This window comes from Faecalibacterium sp. BIOML-A1 (genome assembly GCF_009679715.1).
Lineage (GTDB): Bacteria > Bacillota > Clostridia > Oscillospirales > Ruminococcaceae > Faecalibacterium > Faecalibacterium taiwanense.
The window spans coordinates 86,897-106,905 of record NZ_WKZJ01000004.1 but is presented as its reverse complement, the minus strand read 5'-3'; the positions used below and the strand labels follow the sequence as shown (position 1 = coordinate 106,905).

Genomic DNA, 20,009 nt, shown 5'->3' with positions numbered 1-20,009 from the left:
ATGGCTGTATGGTGTTGGGTTCAGAATGTTATCGCTTCTTCTCCCTTGGTGATGCTATGCTGATACTTTTTAATTTAAAGTGAATCCGGCAAGCTGCTCGGCCTGCGGCTGGGTGCCAAAGTATGCACAGATCGCTTCGTAATAAACGCGGGCTGTTTTTTTACAACCTTCTTCGCTGCCGAACTGTGCAACATCTGCTTCATTCGTTACAAAGCATTGCTCTGCCAGCACTGCCGGACAATTTACATCTTCCAGCAACGTAAAGCTTCGCTCTGCACGCACCTCGGTGTGGGTACTTTCCACCAGTTGCTTCTGATCGTTTTCCAGATAATAAATGTATCGGACTCCCCCGCGCCCACGCAGAGATGCTCCTGCAGCCTGCATTCCTTTGGCAAGCAGTTGCGCAAAGTAAAAGCTTTCCTGATGCCAAGTCCGGCCCGGCACTGTCGGATAGCACTCAAAGCCGGATGCAGTGGAGCCATTTGCAGCTGAGTTGCCGTGGATGGAAAGCAGCAGCTGCGGTGCCTGTTCGTCCGCTCTGGCGGCACGCTGGGCGGGCGTAGCGGTTTCATCAAAGCTGTCACGGGTCTGCAGCGGAATAAAATTAGAGTCCTGCTGCAGCAGCCGGATCAGTTCCGAGGCGGTTGCTGCGGTCATATCTTTTTCTTCGATCACTCCCCTTGCACCCGGGTCTGTACCACCGTGCCCAGCATCGATCACCACGCGGTAAGGCGGATCACCGACCTGCGGACGGAATTCTTCACCGGCGATGCTTTCCGCTGGCTGAGCTGTCTGCAGAGTCAGCGCTGCATGCCAGAGTGAGCTGCCAAACCAGATGCCCACTGCGCAAAAAAGCAGAATGACCGTATTTTTGAGCACATGAGAAGTCTGTTTTCGTCTTTTTGAGTGCGCGGCATTGGAATATCGTTTTGCCATTTTGGCTTACATCCTTATATTAGCATTCTTTATAGAATACGATTCTGCTCTGCAAATTCCTTCAATGTGAGAAAAAGCTACCCGAAAAATCCTTCGGATAGCTTTTTCTTTATTTCAGCTCTACCACGGTCACGCCGCTTTCACCCTCGCCATAACGGCCCAGACGGAAGCTTTTGACCATGCGGTTGCCGCGCAGATGCTTGTGGATAGCTGTGCGCAGCGCACCGGTTCCATTGCCGTGGATCAGATAAACCACTGTCTGTCCGTTCAGGATGGCACGGTCGATAAAGGAATCCACCTCCGGCAGCGCTTCGTCCACCGTCAGGCCCAGCAGATTGCATTCCATCTTGGCGGAACGCTGTACCCTCTCTACCCTGCCGTTCGGGCGGTTGGCATCGCCGGTCAGGCGGGAATAGCGTTGCTGTGCTTTAGTCTGCGGTTTCTTTTCCTTGACCAGCTTTTCCGGCTGTTTCAAGCCCTTGAGCGGAACTTTGGTCTTGATGATGCCTGCACGCACCAGAACATCGCCGTTTTTATCCGGCAAGGCCAATACGGTGGCCAGCTGGTTCAGCTCTGCAATGCAGACCTCCTGCCCTACCTTGACCTCTTTCAGCGGCACAAATTCCTTGACGGGGTTATGCACAGCCTCGGAGCCGATAAACAGCTTTTCCGATTCTTTTTTGGCGATCTCGCGGGCGCGCTGAGCTTTCTGCTGGGTGCTCATGCGCTCGTCCTTCTGCAGCTGACGCAGTTCGTCGGTCAGGGCGTAAGCCTGACTTTCCACCTGCTGTGCCAGCGCACGAGCCTTGGCACGGGCAGCTTCCAGTTCATTTTCGCCCTGACGGATCAGCTCATCACGCTTTTTCTGCGCGGCTTCCAGCTGGTGGGAAGCTTCATTTTTCAGCTCTTCCACCTCGTTCTGGCTTTCCTTCAGCTGCAGCTTCAGATCATCCAGCTGTCCCAGAACGGCATCCAGACGCTTATCCTCTGCGGAAAGATGCTGCTGTGCCGCTTCGATCACGCGCTCCGGGATGCCCAACTTTTCGCTGATGAGGAACGCATTGGATTTGCCCGGCACGCCGACGCTCAGCTTATAGGTCGGGCGCAGCGTTTCCAGATCAAACTCACAGCTGGCATTGACAACGCCCTTGGTTTCCAGAGCAAACACCTTCAGCTCAGCGTAGTGAGTGGTGGCCATCAGCAGCACGCCGCGGCGGCGCAGCTCTTCAATGATGGCCACAGCCAGCGCAGCACCTTCGGCGGGGTCGGTACCGGCACCAAGCTCGTCCAGCAGCACCAGTGTGTGCGGCATGGCAAGCTCCAGAATGCCGGTGATCTTTTTCATATGACCGGAGAAGGTGGAAAGGCTCTGCTCAATGCTCTGTTCATCGCCGATATCCACCAGAAATTCGTCAAATACGCAGATCTCGCTGCGCTCGTCAGCCGGGATCAGAAAGCCGCACTGCGCCATGGCGCACAGCAGGCCCGCTGTTTTCAAGGTGACAGTTTTGCCACCGGTGTTCGGTCCGGTGATGATCAGCGAATCGTAATCTCTGCCCAGAGCAATATCCACAGGCACGCACTTTTTAGGATCGATCAGCGGGTGGCGCGCACGGATCAGCGAGAAGGAATCGTCGGTGCGGACAGCAGGCTTGAATGCCTTGAGATCCAAAGCCAGCCGTGCCTTTGCCAGCAGAACATCGATCTCCAGCATAGCCTTGTAGCTGTACTGGAACTGCGGCTCAATGGCGGCCACCTGTGCGGTAAAGGCCACCAGAATGCGCTCGATCTCCTGCGCTTCCTGCGCACGGTACTGCAAAATGCGGGCATTGGCTTCCACAACGGCCTGCGGCTCCACAAAGACGGTGGCTCCGGTAGACGAAACATCATGAATAATGCCGCTCACCTCACCGCGGTATTCGCTCTTGACCGGCACAACATACCGGCCATTGCGCATGGAAACCACGCTTTCCTGTAGATACTTGGAGGTATCCATATTGCGGACCATGCTCTCCAGACGGTCACGGATGCTGTTCTCCGTTGCGCGGATCTTTTTGCGCAGATCGTTCAGGGTATAAGAGGCCGTGTCTGCCATGGCATCCGGTGCCAGAATGGCGCTGGAGATCTGCTGTTCCAGGCCCGGCTGCGGTGCCAGCGCATAGAACAGATCGTCTGTAGGCAGAGCGTCGTGCTCCGAAGCACCATACCAGCTTGAAAGATTCTGAAAATTGCGCAGTGCACCAGCCACCATCAACAGCTCGCCCATTGAAAGTACGCCGCCTTTTACGGCGCGGGCCGCCAGCTGACTGACATTCTCCACGCCGCCAAAGCGCGGGGAGCCGTTTTTGATCAGCAGGGTGTTGATGGCATCGGTCTGTTCCAGCGCATAGCGCACCTCGTCCGGGTCGCACTGCGGCTGAGTGGCAAGCAGCATTTCGCGCGCTTCCTTGCACACGCAGCCCTCTGCGGCACGGGCGACGATCTTATCCAGTTCCAGAGTTTTTAAGTAACTTGTTTCCATAGGTTCCCTTTATGCTCAGGGCAGCAGGGTCTTTAAAAAGTCATAGCTTTTCAAAGGCTTGTCCATGTGGGTCAGTGCATAGCGCTCTGCCACTGCGGAAAGCTTTTCCAGACTGCCCACAGAAATTTTGAATGCAAATATTTTTTTGTCGTCCACAAGGCAGATGTGCCGCAGCGCATACAGTGCGCCCTGATCAAGGTTGCAGGTCTTTCCTGCTTTTGCGGCGCAGTCTGCACAGAGCAGATGGCCTTCCTGCACATCCAGATAGAACGCAGCACCATCATAGGCGCTGCAATCGCGGCAGCACACGATCTGCGGCATAAAGCCGCACTCGCTCATGGTACGCAGTTCAAACACGGCCTTGATCACCCGCAGATCCGTTTTGCTCTCGCTGATCATATAGAAACAGTTGAGCAGCAGCCGAAGCTCCCGCTGTGCCTCCTGCCCGGTGGGCGAAAGGGTCATTGCCATTTCAGCCATATACATGGCAAGACTCATGCCCTCAATGCTGGACGAGATGCCGTGAAAGACATTTTTCACTTCTGCTTCCCGCACAGTGTACATGTTGCGGCCCGGCACCAGTGTGAACTCGGAGTAGCAGAACAGCCCGCACGCGCTGAACAGCTTGCTCTTCAGCCGCAGGCTGCTCTGCGCTGCTGCCGAGATCACGCCCAGTTCCGGTGTCAGGATCGTCAGAATGCGGTCCGATTCCTTATAGCGGGTCTCCTTCAGCACCAGACCCGTGGTTACAAAGGCTTCCATTTTCTTGGTCCTCTGCCGGGGTTTCTTCCGGCCGCTGTTGTTTATAATCGAGATAACGAAGAATGTTTCCCGTGCAGGCAAACGCCTGCCAGCTTGCTTGTGCATCCATTTGCAGCACCTCTTCCCTGTTACGGATAGTGTCAGGTTTATTTTAACCGTTCATCCAAGGGAATTCTGTCCTGCTTTGGCAAGTGTCAGCGGTTATTGGTGTTCTGCTTGAAGCCAAAGTTGTTCAGCAGGAACTCGTTATCGCGCCAATCGGATTTTACCTTTACCCAGCACTGCAGATTGACGCGGCAGCCCAAAAACTCTTCGCAGTCTGCACGGGCAGCACTGGCAATTTTTTTCAGCATTGCACCGCCTTTTCCAATGACCATGCCCTTGTGGCTTTCGCGCTCGCAGTAGATATTTACATCAATATCGATCAGGTCGGTGCCCGGGCGCTCTTTGAAGCGCTCCACCACAACAGCAATGCCATGGGGGATCTCGTCGCGCATGAACAGCAGGGCCTTTTCACGGATGACCTCCGCCACAAGCTCCTTTTCCGGCATATCCGTGTAGGCATCATCATCAAAATAATGCGGGCCTTCCACAGCATAGCGGCTCAAAGCATCGAACAGCACTTCGCAGCCGTCGTTATCACGGACGCTGATGGTGTAGATATCGTCGAATACACCCAATGCCTTCAGCTCTTCTTTGCGGGCTTCCAGATCAGCAGGCTCCTTGACAAGGTCGGTCTTGTTGATGACTGCAATTGCCGGGCCGCCGCTGCTGCGCAGCATATCCACCAGCACCATTTCCGATTCATTCAGTGCGCCGTAAGGCTCAAACAGCATCATGGAAACATCCACATCTGCAATGGAATCGCTGGCAGTCTTATCCATCCGTTTACCCAGTTTGTTGCGTGCCTTGTGCACACCGGGTGTATCCAGCAGCACATACTGCAGCGGCCCGCGGGTGATCACGCCGGTAATGCGGGTACGGGTGGTCTGCGGCTTGGAAGTGACGATGGCTACCTTTTCGCCAACCAGAAGGTTGGTCAGACTGGATTTGCCTACATTGGGACGGCCAATGACAGCCACAAAAACGGAAGAAGTATCATAATGCCCCTGAATGGGTGTAGCGTTACTCAAAATCTAGCTCCTGTCTGTATTGTGCGGCAACCGCACGGTGAATCTATTACTCGGTATAGCTTACGGTGCGCGGCAGGCCCAGCTGCAGCAGAACAGCTTCCTCTTTCTCACGCATCCGCATGGCTTCCAGACCGCCATTTTCGTGGTCGTAGCCCAGCAGGTGCAGCATGGAGTGCACCGTCAGGAACGCCACCTCACGCTGCAGCGGATGGCCGTAGAGGTTTGCCTGCTCCTGTGCACGCTCCATACTGATGACGATGTCACCCAGCATTTTGCAGCCGTTGTTCTCGTCAACATCATATTTGCCGTCTACACCCAGAGGGAAGCTCAGCACGTCGGTGGGCATGGGCTTGTTGCGGTACTGGTTGTTCAGCTCAGCAATGGCGGCGTTATCCACAAAGGTCACGCTGATCTCTGCAGGAGCTTCAAAATGCTCATACTCCAGCACGGCATTACAGGCACGGCGGATGAGAATGCGCAGACCGGAAGGAACCTTGACGGCCTTCTGTGAATTGGTGATCAAAACTTTATTGGACATAAATCAGTCCACTCCTTTCTGTTTTTGATGGCTTTATATGAATTCTGGTGATTTTATTTTTCAGGGTGTGCAGCCTTTTCGTAAGCCTTGATAATCTCCTGCACAAGACGGTGGCGCACAACATCTTTCTCAGTAAAATAGCACTGTGCAATCCCATTTACATTTTTAAGCACGTGCAGTGCATCCACAAGACCGCTGCGGGTGCGTTCCGGCAGATCGATCTGGGTCACATCACCGGTAACCACCACCTTGGAGCCGACACCCATACGTGTGAGGAACATTTTCATCTGCTCCGGTGTGGTGTTCTGTGCCTCATCCAGAATGATAAAGGAATCATCCAGCGTGCGTCCGCGCATATAGGCAAGCGGTGCAACCTCAATGATCTGCTTTTCCACAAGGCGCTCGTAAGTTTCGGCACCCAGCATATCAAACAGGCCGTCATACAGCGGGCGCAGATAAGGGTCTACCTTCTGCTGCAGATCACCGGGCAGAAAGCCCAGCTTTTCACCTGCTTCCACTGCCGGGCGGGTGAGCACGATGCGGGAAACATCCTTGGCTTTAAAAGCCTTTACCGCCATGGCAACGGCCAGATAGGTCTTGCCGGTACCCGCCGGGCCAACGCCAAAGGTGATGGCATTGGTGCGGATGGCATTGAGATATTCCTTCTGGCCCAGTGTTTTGGGCCGGATCGGCCGTCCCTTGACCGTTACGGTAACAAAATCTTCGGTCAGTTCCTTGACCCGCTTTTCTGCTCCGTCGTGCGCCAGACTGATGCAGTAGCGCACGGTCTGGTCTTCCAGCGGTGTATGATTCTCGATCAGAAGCAGCATTCCCTCCACAGCGCGGCTGGCCGCGGCAACATTGGCCGGTTCGCCTGAAAGCCGCAGCTGCGTGCCCCGGCAGACCGCCGTAACAGAAAATTCGTTCTCCAGCAGACGGATGTTCCGGTCGCAGTTGCCAAAAACAGCTGCGGCGACCTCTACACTATCCAGTTCAATATTCTTTTCTGCCATGTGCTCCTCCTGAAAGGATATATTTTAATGCTTCTATTGTACCACCAAAATCTCGAGAAGAAAACTGTGAAAAGTACACAAAATATTTTCATCCGTTCCATCGGTTTTTTCATACGCCAAGGCAGCTGCCCATGCAAAGCGTCAGCGGCAAAAAAAGAAAATGCAGGAACAGGAATGCATCCTGTACGAATGATCTTGTCAAGCCCTTTTGTGCCACAACCACAGAGAAAAACAAAACATATCTTTGGCCAAAAAGACAATAGCAAACTTCTCCCCTGCGTGCTACAATAGCAAGCGTTGTGCGGCTTGCACCCGGCCGGCCGCTCCGGAATACTGAAATCAAAGGAGAAGGAACCATGGAACAACTTTTTCTGATGCCCGGTGAAGAACGCTGCGAACGCTTCAAGGATGGCAACGGTATTCCGAGAGTTCACTACTCCTATCGCTCGATGCACGGTGCATTCTTCGACTGCGAGAGCCGCAGTTTGGAGGAAGCCCAGCGCCTGTGTGAGGACTGGCTGGTAGGTCAGGACCGCTGTTACCGCAACTGAAATGAAAAATAGAAACCTCCGCTTCCCTGTCGGTACTGCCGCTGGGAAGCGGAGGTTTTTGCTTTTTACAGGTTTATTTCCACAGTTGAGCGCAGACAAGTTCCAGCACACTGCCCGCGATGCAGCGGGCCTTATCCGAAATGAGAAAACAGTTGGAAAGTTCCTCTTTGCGGGGGTCTATATCGGCCACCTTAAAACCGGGCGTTACCGGATAACTGCTGCGCAGAAGTCCGCGCAGAATGCCCGTGATCTGCGTGGTCACAGAAATCATGGCACCATCTGCCGTGCGGATCTGCGCAATGGTCTCACCCGCTTCCACGATATCTCCAATTTTGCGGAGATCCATAAATATACCGGCCGTGCCGGCATGGATCACGCGCTCTTTTCCGTAGCCTCCAACGATTCCGGGAATGCCGTTATCAGGGATGGCACTGCCTTCCCGAATGATGCGTCCCAGCCGGTGGCCGCGTTTGGTCTCCACCACCACATCCACATCCTGCCCGGCCGTGAAACCGGGGCCGAGTGCAATGGTCAGGGGTGCCATATCCCGCGTTGTGCCAAGATTCTTTTTGGCAAGGATCGCATCCACAAGGACATCCGGCTTTGCGGGCGCAATGCTTTTTCCTTGCGGGTCTACCAGAACAGGAACGGCATTCTGTTTCCAGATTTCTTCTGCCTGCGCCAGAGTTTCGATCCGTACCGCACGCAGACCTTCAACGGCGGTCTCACCTTCATAAACGGCTTCGCACAGAGAAACCTGCCGCCGGATCGCCGCCGGATGCTCCGCTTCCAGCACCAGCACACGCAGGCCTGCGCTCCACAGCCGGTGAATGGTGCCGGTAGCAAGGTCGCCGCCGCCGCGCACAAGGATCAGTGCATCCTTCTTCATTTGATCTCCTCTCCGGGCTGGAGTCGAGTCAATACGATCTCCATAGACCCACCGCAGGCAGCAATTGCTGCATCATCATTTTTGCCGTCTGCCGAAAAATGCAGCCGTTGATACGCCGGAGCAGCTCCCGTCAGCATTTCCTGTGCAGCCAGAATGGTGCGGTGCTCCATAATACCGCCGCCCACGCTGCCCACAATAGAGCCGTCTGTGCGAACCAGCATTTTTGCGCCGATTTCCCGCGGCGTAGAGCCGTGCCGCGCCGCAATCACGGCAAGCACCGCCTGCTGCCCGGCGGCATCTGTCTGAGCCATGGCTTCCAGAAGGGCAGATGAAAAGCCCTCCGTCTGCGGACGCGCATTCTTGATCGATACGATCTGTGCCAGAATGGAAAGTGCGATCTCCTCTGCCGTCTGTGAGCCGATGGAAAGCCCGATGGGGGCGTACAACGCCTCCACTCTTTCGGCATCGATACCGGCTTCCAGAAGTTGACGGCGCACCAGTGCGGCACGCCCGCGGCTGCCCATCATGCCAACATAGGCTGCAGGCTTTTTTAATATCACCTTCAGGCAGTCCACATCAAATGCATGTGCCCGGGTGACGACCACAAAATAAGTCTCTGCGCCGTCAGGTACCTGCGCAAGCGCTTTATCAAACGGCAGGCAGAGCACTCTATCGGCTCCGGCCAGCCGCAGCTGCTGTGCATATTCCTCGCGGTCATCCATTGCAAGGACCGTCAGGCCCAGCAGCTTTGCAAGCTGCACAACGGCTGCAGCCACATGTCCACCGCCGCAGACTACCAGCTGCGGCACCGCGCCAAAGCGCTCCGCAAAGATGTCTGTGCCTGCAACAGAGTGGATACCAGCTGCTGTGCAGCCCTGCAGTTCTGTCAGGTGCTGCAGCAGTACGGTGCTGTCTCCCCTCTGCCACACAGGCCTGCCCTCCAGCAAAAGCAGCTGGCTCCCCGCGGCATCGCCCTCTAACTGGGCCACCATCGTCCAGCCGCCCGCAGAACGGGCTTTTTGCAGCATTGTATAAAGCGGCATTTTACCCATGCGTCATTCTCCTGTTTTATCTTTATTACTGTTCTACTGCTGCGGCCTGATCGTAACGTGCCGGGTCCAGCCGGTTCTGCCACTGCTCAAATTCTTCCGGCAGCATCCGCCAGGCAAGGCCGCAGCCTGCGGAGATCTCGCGCGGCAGTGGGATGAGCCTGCCCGGAACCTTCTCCGCAAGGCACTGCTTTTCCCATTCCATGGCATCCAGCGTCGTGCGGAATGAAAGAACAATATAAGTTTTTTTGATGCGCATATCAGATCTCCTGTGCAAGCTCCTGAACAGCGGCTGCGGTCTGAAGCACTTCGGCTTCCGTATTGAAATGCGAAAAGCTGAACCGTACCACGCCCTGCTCCACCGTGCCCAGCGCTTTATGCATCAGCGGTGCACAGTGCGCGCCGGCACGCACACAGATGCTGTAGTCCTCCCACAGAATATCTGCAATGCGGGCTGAATCTTCGTCTCCGATGTTGAGAGAGATAATGGGAGCGTGCAGCGCCATTTCCGGGTCGCCGTAGATCTTCACGTTCGGCAGATCTCGAATGTTTTTATAAAAGAGCGCCGCCAGTGCAGTTTCTTTTGCACACAGCGTTTCCACACCCTGAGCCAGAATCCATTCTACACCGGCACACAGGCCCGCCAGACCCGGAACATTGAGCGTCCCGGCTTCCAGAGCGGTGGGCATCTGTGCGGGATGCTGTTCATCAAAGCTGTGTACGCCGCTGCCTCCCACTACCAATGGCTGGATGAAAAGCCCCGGGCGCACATACAAGCCGCCTGTTCCCTGCGGGCCAAGCAGCGCCTTATGCCCGGTGAAGCATAGCACATCAATGCCCAGTGCCTGTACGTCAATGGGCTGTGAACCCGCCGTCTGGGCCGCATCCACGATCAGCAGCAGGCCGTGCCGGTGCGCAAAACCCGCTGCTTTTGCAAGATCTGTTCCGTTGCCGGTCACATTGGAAGCACCTGTTACGACCAGCGCTTTTGTATTGGGCTGAACCAGCTTATCCCAGTCATCATATTGCAGCCGTCCGCGCTCATCCACGCCCGCAAAACTGAACTGCAGGCCCTGTTCCCGCAGCCGGTAGAGCGGCCGCAGAACAGAGTTATGCTCACATACCGTTGTGATGATATGATCGCCCGGTGCAAAAAGACCACCCAATGCAATGTTCAAGGCCTCCGTTGCATTTGCCGCAAAGGCAATACAGGACGGGTCTGGTGCGTGGAGGAGCTTTGCCATTGCGCACCGCGCAGCATAAACAAGACGGCTTGCGTGCAGCGTGGGCTCATGGGCACCCCGTCCCGGATTGCCTGCCGTGCGCATTGCGTCCAGCACAGCCTGCTCTACCTGCGGCGGCTTGCGCAGGGTTGTGGCAGCGTTATCCAGATAGATCACGGTTTCACCACGTTGCCTGCCTGCGTCAGCTTTTCCACGATGGTGTACATGTTGGTCACACTGCCAACAGCAAGCTTTTCGGTCAGGCCATAGAAATTCAGGCAGGTGCCGCAGGTCATGATCTCCACGCCCTGTGCTTCCAGTGCCTTCAGGTCATCCAGCATGGGCGAACCCTCACAGGTCAGGGACGCGCCGCCGTTATAGAACAGCACTGTTTTGGGCAGCTGATCCTGCTGGGTAAGTGCGAACACAAAGGCCTTGAGCAGGGACTTGCCAAGGTCATCTGCGCCAATGCCCATTTTATCAGAGCTGATGGCAACCACCGTGTCCGTGCGGGTGTCCGGTGCACAGGCCGGTGCTTCTTCAGTGGGTGTTTCGGACGCTTCCCCGACCGTGAACAGCACGCGGTATTCCCGCTCGGCCAGCTTTTCGGCGCTGTACTGATAACCTTTCTGCTGGGCCATTTTGGTAAGGTTCTGCACGGCGATCTCATTATCCACCAGCACTTCCACCTCACCGGCACCCTTCAGTTCAGAGATCGCCTTTTTAGCTTTTACAACGGGCAGCGGGCATGCGTCACCACGGGCATCAACTTTCAGCATCATAATTGTAGGCCTCCATCAGTATTTTACAGTGATTTCCTGTTCGGTTTTGGGTATGATCTCACCCACGATCTTTGCGGGCAGGCCAGCGGCCTGCAGCTCTGCTTCCAGCGCATTTGCTTCTTCTGGCAACACGGCCAGCAATAGTCCGCCGGAAGTCTGTGGGTCAAACAGCACCTCTTCCATTGCAAACGGCACATTTTCAAAAGTGACATATGGGCCGGTATGGTTGCGGTTGCGCTGTCCGGCAGCGGTATACAAAAAATCATCTGCCGCTTTTTCGGCTCCCGGTAGAACCGGCACCATCCGTGCATCAATGATACAGGAAAGCTTTCCGCCCATCATCTCGTGCAGATGGCCCAGAAAACTGAAACCGGTCACATCGGTTGCCGCGTGGACCGTATACTTTCGGCTGATCTCGGCAGCGTTTTTGTTCAGCGTTGTCATGGACGCAATGGCACCGGCCATATCTTCCGGTGCCGCTTCGCCCACACGGTTTGCCGTGCAGATCAGGCCCACGCCCAGAGCTTTTGTTAAAATCAGCTTGTCGCCGGGCCTGCCGGAATCATTCGTATACATTTTTTTCGGGTCCACAAGGCCAGTCACCGAAAGTCCGTATTTCACACCTGTATCGGCAATGGAATGCCCGCCCGCCAGGCTTCCTCCTGCTTCGGCAACTTTTTCTGCACCACCGCGCAGGATCTCCCCCAGAATGTTCAGATCCATGCTCTCAGGAAAGCAGACAAGGTTCAGTGCAGTCTTCACCTCGCCACCCATGGCATAGACATCACTCAGGGCGTTGGCCGCTGCGATCTGGCCGAAGGTATAGGGGTCATCCACCATCGGCGGAAAAAAATCCACTGTCTGTACCAGCGCGATATCATCTGTTATGCGGTATACAGCCGCATCATCCCGGCTGTCGTACCCGACCAGAAGGCTCGGGTCTCTTGCACCGCGCGGCAGCTTTTCCAGAATACGGCTCAGCGCTCCGGCTCCCAGCTTTGCGGTACATCCGCCGCCGGTGCAGAACACGATCTTGCCTTCTTTGCTCATGCACGTTCTCCTTTCTCGAAATGAGACGTAGCGCAGGAAATCCGATAAATTTTTTTCAGAATATCAGCCACCTGCCGGGCCAGAGCAGCCTGCTCTTTTGTATCGACCTGATTGAGTACAACATAAAAGCTGCGATCCCCTACAGCCTTCCTTCCACCGGCTTCACTTGCAAGCAGATTTGCCAGAAGTTCCGGTGTCAACTGCGCATCCTGCGGAACACAAAGCAGCTCTGCGGCAAGCTCTGCCCGGAAACAGACCTCCCGGAGCGGATGCCTCAACGCAGAAAGCCCTGCTACGGCCAGAACCGTATCGCACTGCGGTAAAAGCACCGGCTCGTGCGTAGCGGGTGCCTTGCAGGGCATCCGTTTTGCGCCGTCCGCTTCAATGAGCACGATATCTGCAAGGGTCATCCAGCGCTCCAGCTGTGCCTGCGGCGGGGCCGTCAATTTGCCGCCGTGTGCAGCGGTTCCTGCCACGGCATAACTGCCGCACTTCCACAGGCGGAAAAGCTCTGCATCCGTCTGTGCCCAGACCCCGCCGGGCGGCTGCATAATATGGGTGGTGGTAGCGGCCAATACCCGCCAGCCCTTGCGGGCGCAGTGCGCAGCCAGATTGTACATCAGTGTGGTCTTTCCGCCGCCGCCCACCAGAGAAATAACATGTCCCTTCTCCGCAAGAAACGGAAAAATTTTTTCGTCGATCATTTCTGCTTTTCTGCAACTGCCATGGCGATTTTTTCCGGTGTGATGGGCAGCTCATAGAACCGGGTGCCGATAGCGTTATAGATGGCATCGGAAATGGCAGGCAGCGGTGTGTTGATGACCACCTCGCCGATGGACTTTGCGCCAAAGGGTCCGTTGGGTTCATAGCTGCTCTCGAATTCAACCTTGATCTTGCCCACATCGGTGCGGGCCGGAATTTTGTACTGGAACAGAGAGTTCTCTTCCGGATAGCCATTTTTATCGTAGGTGATGTTTTCGGTCAGAGTCATGCCGATGCCCTGCAGCAGACCGCCCTCAGCCTGCACACGGGTCAGGTTCGGGTTGATGGGCGTGCCGCAGTCCACACAGGCATCAAATTCCAGCAGCTTTACCTCGCCGGTCTCAGTATCCACTTCCACCTCAGCAGCACCAACCATGAACGGCGGCGGCGACAAAGGCGAAGTATGCGTTTCGGTGGCTTCCAGCGGAACCATATGGCCGAACTGAGAAGCATACGCGATCTCGCTCAGAGACTTTTTCTGTGTGGGATCTTTGCTCTTGAAAACATCTTTTCCATCAAATTCCACCTCGTCCTCGGTGCATTCCAGCAGCTCTGCGCCCAGCTTGCAGATCTGGCCGCGCAGCTTCATGGCACACTTTTCGGTGGCCTTGCCGGTAATGTAAGTGGTACTGGACGCATAGGAGCCGGAGTCATAGGGCGAGGTATCCGTATCAGCTCCGAAGACCGTGATATTGTCCAGCGGGCAGTCCAGCACTTCGGCGGCGATCTGCGCCAGTGTAGTGTCACAGCCGGTGCCCATGTCGGCTGCACCGATCATCAGGGTGTAGAAGCCGTCGTCATTCAGTTTCAGGGTGGCACTGCCCACATCCATGCCGGAAATGCCGGAGCCCTGCATCGCCATGCCCATACCGACAGCGCGCACCTTGCTGTTGCCCATATCACGGGCAGGGTATTTGTGCTCCCAGTCGATCATATCCCGCACCTTGACAAGGCAGCGGTCCAGCGCGCAGCTGGTGTTGACAGCCCCATAGTAGGCGGGCATCACATCGCCCTCCTGTACGGTGTTTTTCAGCCGCAGCTCAAAGGGGTCCATATTCAGCTTATGAGCCAGTTCATTGACAGCAGATTCTACGGCAAACAGTCCCTGCGTTGCGCCGTAACCGCGGTAAGCACCGGCAGACATGTGGTTCGTATACACCACATCACTGATAAAGCGGAAGGCTTCTGCCTTGCCGTACAGCGGGATGGACTTGTGACCGGAAAGGCCCACGGTCGTAGGGCCATGCTCACCGTAAGCACCGGTATTGGAAAGGGTGTACAGATCAATGCCCTTCACAACGCCGTCCTTCGTGGCACCCAGCCGCACATGGATCTCCATTTCGTGACGCGGCGAGGATGCGATCTGGCTTTCCACACGACTGAAAATGATCTTGGAGGGCTTTTTGGTCTTCCAAGTCACAAAAGCCGGATACACCTCACTGACCGCCGTCTGCTTGGCACCAAATCCGCCGCCGATGCGGGGCTTTGCCACGCGCACCATGGATTTGGGAATATGCAGTGCGTTCGCAATATTGCGCCGTGCATGGAACACGATCTGCGTGGAGCTGAGCACATTCAGCCGCCCATAGGTATCAATGGAGCAGTAGGTGCGGAAGGTCTCCATCATGGCCTGCTGGCAGGCCTTGGTGTGGTAAATGTGGTCAATGACTACATCGCTGGCCGCAAGCACTGCGTCGATGTCACCGGCTCCGCATTCATCATGGGCGCAGAGGTTGCGTTTGTTGTCGGCTCCCACCGGGCACAGACTGGCCCAGTTGTCCTCCGGATGCACCAGAATGGGGTTGTCCTTGGCAGTGTGATAGTCCAACACTGCTTCCAAAACCTCATATTCCACCTTGATGAGCTTGAGAGCCTTATCCACGCACTTTTCGTCCTTACCGGCCACAATGGCCACCACATCGCCCACAAAGCGCACATGGCGGTCAATGAGCAGGCGGTCACGCGGACTGGCTTCCGGATAGGTCTGGCCAGCCTGCGTGTAGCGCGGCGCATCCTGCGGCACATCCTCCCATGTAAAGATCGCCTCGATGCCGGGCACCTTTTTTGCTACAGCCGTATTGATAGTTTTGACGATGGCATTTGCGTGCGGAGAGCGCAGCAGCTTTACGATCAGGCAGTCCTGCGGGATCACATCGTCCATATAGACGGGCTGGCCGGTGACCAGCTGCATGGCATCCTTTTTACGGAAAGGCTTGTTGATGGTACTCATTCTGCGGCCTCCTTCTGCTTTTTCCATGCCAGAAAGTTCATGATGCCGCGCAGCTGGCCCTCATAGCCAGAGCAGCGGCAGAGGTTGCCGGAGAGATATTCCTTCACTTCTTCCTCACTGGGGTACGGATTCTCGCGGAAGAGGGCCAGCGCGTTCATGATAAAGCCCGGGTTGCAGAAGCCGCACTGCTCTGCACCCTGATCCGCGATAAAGCCGCCGAACTCCGCGGCTTCTTCCTGCAGGCCTTCCAGTGTGGTAATGCTGTGGCCGCTGGCACGCGCTGCCAGTACCGAACAGGACAGCACCGGTTTCTCATCCAGAAACACCGTGCACAGACCGCAGTTGGAGGTCTCACAGCCGCGCTTGACGCTCTTGCAGCCGTGGGCACGTACAAAATCGATCAGCAGCATATCTGCAGCCACATCCTCTGTGACCTTGATGCCGTTCAATGTAAGAGTGATCTGCATTTAATTTTCCTCCTGTGCCGTGCGTGCTTCCAGTTCCAGAACAGCACGCTTTGTCAGAACGCCTGCCAGATGGCGGCGGTACTCGGCATTGCCGCGCATATTGGAGCCAGTGACAATTTTTTGCTTTACTTCATCGGCAAAGTTCTGCGCCAGTTCCTGCGCAGAAACACCCGCCTTTGCCGGCAGCTCAAACAGCACAGCCTTGAGCGGCCGCGCACCGATCGCAATGCGATAGCTGCCGTTTTCCAGACGGGCGGCAGCGCAGGTAAGCACCGGGATATCAGTCTGGCTGTTGCGCACGGACTGATAGAAAAATTCTGCTTCTTCCTTTTTAACGATCAGCCGCACAAGGATGTCCCGGTCATAAGGGCGCTCAGCATACTCCTGCAGGGATATGATCCCACCCTTATACAACTCTACCGAACAGTCCATGGCCATAAACAGCGTGAGCACATCAGAAAAGCCGAACCGACTGTAGATGCTGCCACCCACAGTTGCCAGATTGCGCAGCTGCACGCCCACGATATGCCGCAGCGCTTCCTTTACTGCGCCATGGGTATACGCAGCAAGACCGGCGTGCTCTTCCAGCTGGCGCAGTGTAACCATGGCACCAATGGAAAAGCTGTCCTCGGTCTCCTCTATGGTGTCCAGTCCCAGACCGGACAGGTCGATGGCTGTACCGACATTGATGTTCTCCATTTTGAGCCAGATCATGCCGCCCAGCACACGGTTGGCCTTTTTCTGGTTCAGCTGCCACGCTTCTTCCAGACTTTCGGCCTGCTTATATTCTCGGATCGTCATCATAGATGCAGGTTCCTCTCTCTTTTTTTCTCTGTTCTTTTATTTTAACACAGATTTCGATATAATACTATTGTGAATTCGTTTCAGAAAGAGTGGTACTATATGAAAGAACTTCTTCCGGTGGGCTGTGTCATCATGGCATCCGGTCTGAGCCAGCGCTTCGGCTCCAACAAACTCCTTGCGCCGTTCTGCGGGGAACCGATGCTATGCCGCGCATTTGCGGCGACCGATACTCCAAAGCTTTCGGCCCGCATCGTGGTGACACGTTCGGACGAAGTTGCGCAGCTTTGCCGCTCCCGCAATGTTCCGGTGCTGCTGCATGATCTGCCTGGTCGAAACGATACGGTGCGGCTGGGTCTTTCTGCGCTGCTGGAACAGGTTCCGGAGCTTTTTGGCTGCATGTTCCTGCCGGGAGACCAGCCGCTTTTGTGCCGCGAGACAGTGGAAGCCATGGCAGGCATCTCCGGGTGGGATCAAAGAACTCGGCTGGAACGGCAAAAAGAAACAGAACGGGAGATCTTCCGTCTGGGATTCCGGGTCCGTAACGACCCGTCTCCCCTTACCGGAAGTCCCGTTCTGTTTGAAAAAGGACTTTTTCAGGAACTGCTCACCTTGCCGCAGGGCATGGGCGGAAGTGTTCTGCTTCGGAAATATCCCGCGCATGTTCACACCGTTTACATTGCGGATCGGAATGAATTGGCCGATGCCGACACGCCCGAAGCACTTGCGCAATTGGAAGCGCTGGCCCGGCAAAAGCTTTGAGCTTTATACTGCCTTGTCATCCTTCGGCAGCAGCACATTCAGCAGGATCGCCACGAACGCAGCCGGAACGATGCCGGACTCGCCGCAGATCAGCTGGAAAGCGTGCGGAGCCTGTGCCAGAATACCGCTGTTGGCACCCATGCCGTAGCCAACACCCAGAGCCACCGAGACGATGGTAAGCTGACGCGGGGTCATCTTTTCCTTGGTGATGAGCTGGATGCCGCTGACCACGATGGAAGAGAACATCATAACGGCAGCACCGCCCAGAACGGCCTGCGGCATAATGGAAATCAGTGCGCCGAGCTTGGGGATCAGGCCGCACAGGATCAGGAAGATGGCACCGGAGGCCAGAGCCATGCGGTTGACCACTTTGGTCATGGCCACCAGACCCACGTTCTGGCTGAAGGAAGTGTTGGGCAGTACACCGAACAGAGCCGCAAAGGAGGAGCCCAGACCGTCACAGATCACACCGCCGGACAGCTCTTTATCGGTGGGCTCACGATTCATGCCGCCCTCCATGACACCGGAGATATCACCCACGGTCTCAACAGCGGTAACAACGAACATGATCATCACCGGCATAATAGCGCGCATATCAAACACGATCTTGACCGGCATCAGCTTGGGAATGGCAAACCAAGAGGCCTGTGCCACCTTATTCCAGTTGAGCACCCATGCCTTGGTAAACTCTACACCATCGGCAGTGACACCGGTGGTGGGCAGCACCAGACCCATGACAAAGGCCGCAACGTAACCGGCCAGAATGCCGATCAGAATCGCGGAAGAGCTGAGGAAGCCCGTGGTCCAGTGCTTGAAGATCAGAATGACCACCAATACGAACAGGGCCAGCAGCAGATTTTCCATGGAGCCGAAGTCTTTTGCGCTGTTGCCGCCGCCAAAGGAATTGATACCCACCGAGATCAGCGAAAGACCGATGGAAAGCACAACCGTACCGGTGACGACCGGCGGGAAAAACTTGCGCAGAGGCTTGAGGAAGAAGCCCAGCACGCTTTCAAAGATGCCGCCGATGATGGATGCACCCATAATGGCACCATAGGCCAGCACACCGCCGCCCATGCTGCCGACAACACTGTTGAACACGCCGATAAAACCGGAACTGGTGCCCATGATGATGGGCACGCTACCGCCCACGGGGCCGATGGTGAACAGCTGCACCAGTGTGACCACACCGGCCACGAACATGGCACTCTGCAGCAGCGTGACCTGCAGATCTGCGAACTCACCACCCGCAATGCCGCAGGCACTGGTGATGATCAGCAGCGGGGTCAGGTTGCCCACAAACATGGCGCAGACATGCTGCAGACCCAGCGGGATCGCCTGTTTCAGGGACATTTTTGCGTCGAACTGATACGCCGACTCTTCGAGCTTGACTTCCTTCAAATGTTCCACTCTCCTCAAATCTTGACAAAAATCATTCTTTTCGACTGCTTTACCAAAAAAGCGGATTTATTATAGCAAAACTGCGTATCCTTGTAAATTAAGTATGACTTTTTTGCGAACGGCTGTTTCCCGCTGAGAAACACAAAAAGCAGGGCGCTTTGTGCGTTTTTTCCGCTTTGGTCGGAAGAATTTCGCGCAGAACTCCTGCTTTTTTGTTTTGTTTTATTTGATTTTTGTGCGATATGGAAATTTTACAGCGTTCTCAGCCCGTAATCTTTTAAACAGCGCTGGATGCCCTGCTGCGTGGTGTCGAACCGGATGCCGAAGCGTTCCAGTTTTGTGGTGTCCATCACAAGGTTCCGGCCCCAGCTTTCTTCCTCGATCTGCACAGCGATTCCCAGCGTTTCGGCAAACTGCCGGGCGGTGCATACCATGTTTTCGGCATTGCCGCTGCCAAAATTGTATACGCCGCCTGGCAGCGCCATGGCAGGCTCCAGATTTTCGATTACCTGCCGCACATAGGTCACGCCGCGGTGGTCGTTCCGGGAGAAGCGCAGAGCCTCTCCCTTCAGCGCGGCACGCAGAAGATTCAGCGGAAGATTGCCCCGGATGGGCAGCCCATAGCCGGGCAGGTCATACATCCAACTGGCACGCAGATGGACCGAGTCCGGGCAGAGCTCCAGCACACGCTGCTCTGCTTCCAGCTTGTATTGGCCGTAAATGTTTGCGGGATGCAGGGCCAGTGTTTCCGGCAGCGGCCCCTGCTGCTGCACACCAGCATAGACCTGATCCGAGCTGAATGCCACCAGCTTTGCCTTCGTCTGCTGCGCAGCCCGTGCCAGCCAGACTGGCAGCTCCACATTGGCACGGTAAGCTTCTGCCGGATGCTGCGCACAGTAACTGGTATCGGAAAGAGCGGCGGTGTGCAGGATCACATCCGGATGCAAAGCTTCCACCTGTGCACGGGTGAGAGCTTCATCGGCTGTACAGAAAAAGCCTTTTGGAAGGGCGCAAAGCTCGTACTTTCCCTGCCACTGCTGCAAAATGCGGGAGCCGACAAAGCCGCCTGCACCGGTGATAAGAATTTTTTTCATGATAATTTCCTCCTGCAGGGCAATGAAAAAGTGCCCAGAAGCATG

20 protein-coding genes are annotated in these 20,009 nt (G+C 55.7%); 2 read left to right on the top strand and 18 right to left on the bottom strand.

Features of this window, described 5'->3' with window-relative positions:
• Nucleotides 1-69: 69 nt before the first annotated feature.
• From GKG36_RS06590 to GKG36_RS06565, 6 genes are all read right to left on the bottom strand, one after another.
• Nucleotides 70-936 carry an N-acetylmuramoyl-L-alanine amidase gene (locus GKG36_RS06590; RefSeq protein ID WP_154259830.1) on the bottom strand — a complete coding sequence of 289 codons (867 nt, stop codon included), beginning with the start codon at nucleotides 934-936 and terminating at the stop codon, nucleotides 70-72.
• A 109-nt stretch (nucleotides 937-1,045) separates the two neighbouring features.
• Entirely contained in the window at nucleotides 1,046-3,457 is a 2,412-nt protein-coding gene (locus GKG36_RS06585) for an endonuclease MutS2 (protein ID WP_154259828.1), read from the bottom strand.
• A 15-nt stretch (nucleotides 3,458-3,472) separates the two neighbouring features.
• Nucleotides 3,473-4,219 carry a DNA repair protein RecO gene (gene recO, locus GKG36_RS06580; RefSeq protein WP_044953693.1) on the bottom strand — a complete coding sequence of 249 codons (747 nt, stop codon included), beginning with the start codon at nucleotides 4,217-4,219 and terminating at the stop codon, nucleotides 3,473-3,475.
• Nucleotides 4,220-4,413: 194 nt separating this feature from the next.
• The gene (era, locus tag GKG36_RS06575) at nucleotides 4,414-5,352 is read right to left on the bottom strand and encodes a GTPase Era (RefSeq protein ID WP_154255692.1); all 939 of its coding nucleotides are present in this window, start codon (nucleotides 5,350-5,352) and stop codon (nucleotides 4,414-4,416) included.
• Nucleotides 5,353-5,398: 46 nt separating this feature from the next.
• The gene (gene ybeY, locus GKG36_RS06570) at nucleotides 5,399-5,890 is read right to left on the bottom strand and encodes an rRNA maturation RNase YbeY (RefSeq protein WP_097775507.1); all 492 of its coding nucleotides are present in this window, start codon (nucleotides 5,888-5,890) and stop codon (nucleotides 5,399-5,401) included.
• A 53-nt stretch (nucleotides 5,891-5,943) separates the two neighbouring features.
• Nucleotides 5,944-6,903, bottom strand: a complete 960-nt coding sequence (locus GKG36_RS06565; RefSeq protein ID WP_005942102.1) for a PhoH family protein — start codon at nucleotides 6,901-6,903, stop codon at nucleotides 5,944-5,946.
• Between the two features lie 356 nt (nucleotides 6,904-7,259).
• Here GKG36_RS06565 and GKG36_RS06560 point away from each other — a divergent pair, with 356 nt between their 5' ends.
• Nucleotides 7,260-7,454 carry a DUF3873 family protein gene (locus tag GKG36_RS06560; RefSeq protein WP_005942104.1) on the top strand — a complete coding sequence of 65 codons (195 nt, stop codon included), beginning with the start codon at nucleotides 7,260-7,262 and terminating at the stop codon, nucleotides 7,452-7,454.
• A 73-nt stretch (nucleotides 7,455-7,527) separates the two neighbouring features.
• On the opposite strand, the gene yqeB is transcribed toward GKG36_RS06560, so the two are convergent.
• Genes yqeB through GKG36_RS06510 form a run of 10 tightly spaced genes read right to left on the bottom strand, consistent with a single transcriptional unit; the run spans nucleotide 7,528 to nucleotide 16,710 of the window.
• Entirely contained in the window at nucleotides 7,528-8,343 is an 816-nt protein-coding gene (gene yqeB, locus GKG36_RS06555; RefSeq protein ID WP_154259826.1) for a selenium-dependent molybdenum cofactor biosynthesis protein YqeB, read from the bottom strand.
• Entirely contained in the window at nucleotides 8,340-9,395 is a 1,056-nt protein-coding gene (locus GKG36_RS06550; RefSeq protein WP_154259824.1) for an XdhC/CoxI family protein, read from the bottom strand. Before GKG36_RS06550 ends, yqeB begins: the two co-directional genes overlap by 4 nt.
• Before the next feature lie 25 nt (nucleotides 9,396-9,420).
• Nucleotides 9,421-9,651 (bottom strand): DUF3343 domain-containing protein, encoded by a 231-nt coding sequence (locus GKG36_RS06545; RefSeq protein WP_097775510.1) that lies wholly within the window; start codon nucleotides 9,649-9,651, stop codon nucleotides 9,421-9,423.
• 1 nt (nucleotide 9,652) lies between these two features.
• The gene (locus GKG36_RS06540) at nucleotides 9,653-10,792 is read right to left on the bottom strand and encodes an aminotransferase class V-fold PLP-dependent enzyme (protein ID WP_097775511.1); all 1,140 of its coding nucleotides are present in this window, start codon (nucleotides 10,790-10,792) and stop codon (nucleotides 9,653-9,655) included.
• Nucleotides 10,789-11,397 (bottom strand): sulfurtransferase-like selenium metabolism protein YedF, encoded by a 609-nt coding sequence (gene yedF / locus GKG36_RS06535; protein WP_337679042.1) that lies wholly within the window; start codon nucleotides 11,395-11,397, stop codon nucleotides 10,789-10,791. Before yedF ends, GKG36_RS06540 begins: the two co-directional genes overlap by 4 nt.
• Before the next feature lie 15 nt (nucleotides 11,398-11,412).
• Nucleotides 11,413-12,447, bottom strand: coding sequence for a selenide, water dikinase SelD (gene selD / locus GKG36_RS06530; protein WP_154259822.1), 1,035 nt, complete (start codon nucleotides 12,445-12,447; stop codon nucleotides 11,413-11,415).
• On the bottom strand, nucleotides 12,444-13,151 hold the full coding sequence (yqeC, locus tag GKG36_RS06525) for a selenium cofactor biosynthesis protein YqeC (RefSeq protein ID WP_154259820.1): 708 nt from the start codon (nucleotides 13,149-13,151) through the stop codon (nucleotides 12,444-12,446). The genes selD and yqeC overlap by 4 nt, the downstream gene beginning before the upstream one ends.
• Entirely contained in the window at nucleotides 13,148-15,439 is a 2,292-nt protein-coding gene (locus tag GKG36_RS06520) for a molybdopterin cofactor-binding domain-containing protein (protein ID WP_154259818.1), read from the bottom strand. The genes yqeC and GKG36_RS06520 overlap by 4 nt, the downstream gene beginning before the upstream one ends.
• Entirely contained in the window at nucleotides 15,436-15,906 is a 471-nt protein-coding gene (locus GKG36_RS06515; protein ID WP_005942122.1) for a (2Fe-2S)-binding protein, read from the bottom strand. The genes GKG36_RS06520 and GKG36_RS06515 overlap by 4 nt, the downstream gene beginning before the upstream one ends.
• Complete coding sequence (locus tag GKG36_RS06510; protein ID WP_154259816.1) at nucleotides 15,907-16,710, bottom strand: FAD binding domain-containing protein; 804 nt, start codon at nucleotides 16,708-16,710, stop codon at nucleotides 15,907-15,909.
• Between the two features lie 99 nt (nucleotides 16,711-16,809).
• Here GKG36_RS06510 and GKG36_RS06505 point away from each other — a divergent pair, with 99 nt between their 5' ends.
• Nucleotides 16,810-17,469, top strand: a complete 660-nt coding sequence (locus GKG36_RS06505) for a nucleotidyltransferase family protein (RefSeq protein WP_005942125.1) — start codon at nucleotides 16,810-16,812, stop codon at nucleotides 17,467-17,469.
• 3 nt (nucleotides 17,470-17,472) lie between these two features.
• Here GKG36_RS06505 and GKG36_RS06500 read toward each other — a convergent pair whose 3' ends face one another.
• Both GKG36_RS06500 and GKG36_RS06495 read right to left on the bottom strand, forming a co-directional pair.
• Nucleotides 17,473-18,822: a solute carrier family 23 protein gene (locus tag GKG36_RS06500; RefSeq protein ID WP_173014053.1), complete on the bottom strand. Its 1,350-nt coding sequence runs from the start codon at nucleotides 18,820-18,822 to the stop codon at nucleotides 17,473-17,475.
• 299 nt (nucleotides 18,823-19,121) lie between these two features.
• Entirely contained in the window at nucleotides 19,122-19,964 is an 843-nt protein-coding gene (locus GKG36_RS06495) for a sugar nucleotide-binding protein (protein ID WP_120079248.1), read from the bottom strand.
• Nucleotides 19,965-20,009 lie beyond the last annotated feature (45 nt).

Bases quoted from the DNA above. Each gene is read 5' to 3' on its own strand.
- GKG36_RS06590 (WP_154259830.1), bottom strand. From the start codon at position 936: ATGGCAAAACGATATTCCAATGCCGCGCACTCAAAAAGACGAAAACAG.
- GKG36_RS06585 (WP_154259828.1), bottom strand. From the start codon at position 3,457: ATGGAAACAAGTTACTTAAAAACTCTGGAACTGGATAAGATCGTCGCC.
- recO (WP_044953693.1), bottom strand. From the start codon at position 4,219: ATGGAAGCCTTTGTAACCACGGGTCTGGTGCTGAAGGAGACCCGCTAT.
- ybeY (WP_097775507.1), bottom strand. From the start codon at position 5,890: ATGTCCAATAAAGTTTTGATCACCAATTCACAGAAGGCCGTCAAGGTT.
- GKG36_RS06565 (WP_005942102.1), bottom strand. From the start codon at position 6,903: ATGGCAGAAAAGAATATTGAACTGGATAGTGTAGAGGTCGCCGCAGCT.
- GKG36_RS06560 (WP_005942104.1), top strand. From the start codon at position 7,260: ATGGAACAACTTTTTCTGATGCCCGGTGAAGAACGCTGCGAACGCTTC.
- yqeB (WP_154259826.1), bottom strand. From the start codon at position 8,343: ATGAAGAAGGATGCACTGATCCTTGTGCGCGGCGGCGGCGACCTTGCT.
- GKG36_RS06550 (WP_154259824.1), bottom strand. From the start codon at position 9,395: ATGGGTAAAATGCCGCTTTATACAATGCTGCAAAAAGCCCGTTCTGCG.
- GKG36_RS06545 (WP_097775510.1), bottom strand. From the start codon at position 9,651: ATGCGCATCAAAAAAACTTATATTGTTCTTTCATTCCGCACGACGCTG.
- yedF (WP_337679042.1), bottom strand. From the start codon at position 11,397: ATGATGCTGAAAGTTGATGCCCGTGGTGACGCATGCCCGCTGCCCGTT.
- selD (WP_154259822.1), bottom strand. From the start codon at position 12,447: ATGAGCAAAGAAGGCAAGATCGTGTTCTGCACCGGCGGCGGATGTACC.
- yqeC (WP_154259820.1), bottom strand. From the start codon at position 13,151: ATGATCGACGAAAAAATTTTTCCGTTTCTTGCGGAGAAGGGACATGTT.
- GKG36_RS06520 (WP_154259818.1), bottom strand. From the start codon at position 15,439: ATGAGTACCATCAACAAGCCTTTCCGTAAAAAGGATGCCATGCAGCTG.
- GKG36_RS06515 (WP_005942122.1), bottom strand. From the start codon at position 15,906: ATGCAGATCACTCTTACATTGAACGGCATCAAGGTCACAGAGGATGTG.
- GKG36_RS06510 (WP_154259816.1), bottom strand. From the start codon at position 16,710: ATGATGACGATCCGAGAATATAAGCAGGCCGAAAGTCTGGAAGAAGCG.
- GKG36_RS06505 (WP_005942125.1), top strand. From the start codon at position 16,810: ATGAAAGAACTTCTTCCGGTGGGCTGTGTCATCATGGCATCCGGTCTG.
- GKG36_RS06500 (WP_173014053.1), bottom strand. From the start codon at position 18,822: ATGTCCCTGAAACAGGCGATCCCGCTGGGTCTGCAGCATGTCTGCGCC.
- GKG36_RS06495 (WP_120079248.1), bottom strand. From the start codon at position 19,964: ATGAAAAAAATTCTTATCACCGGTGCAGGCGGCTTTGTCGGCTCCCGC.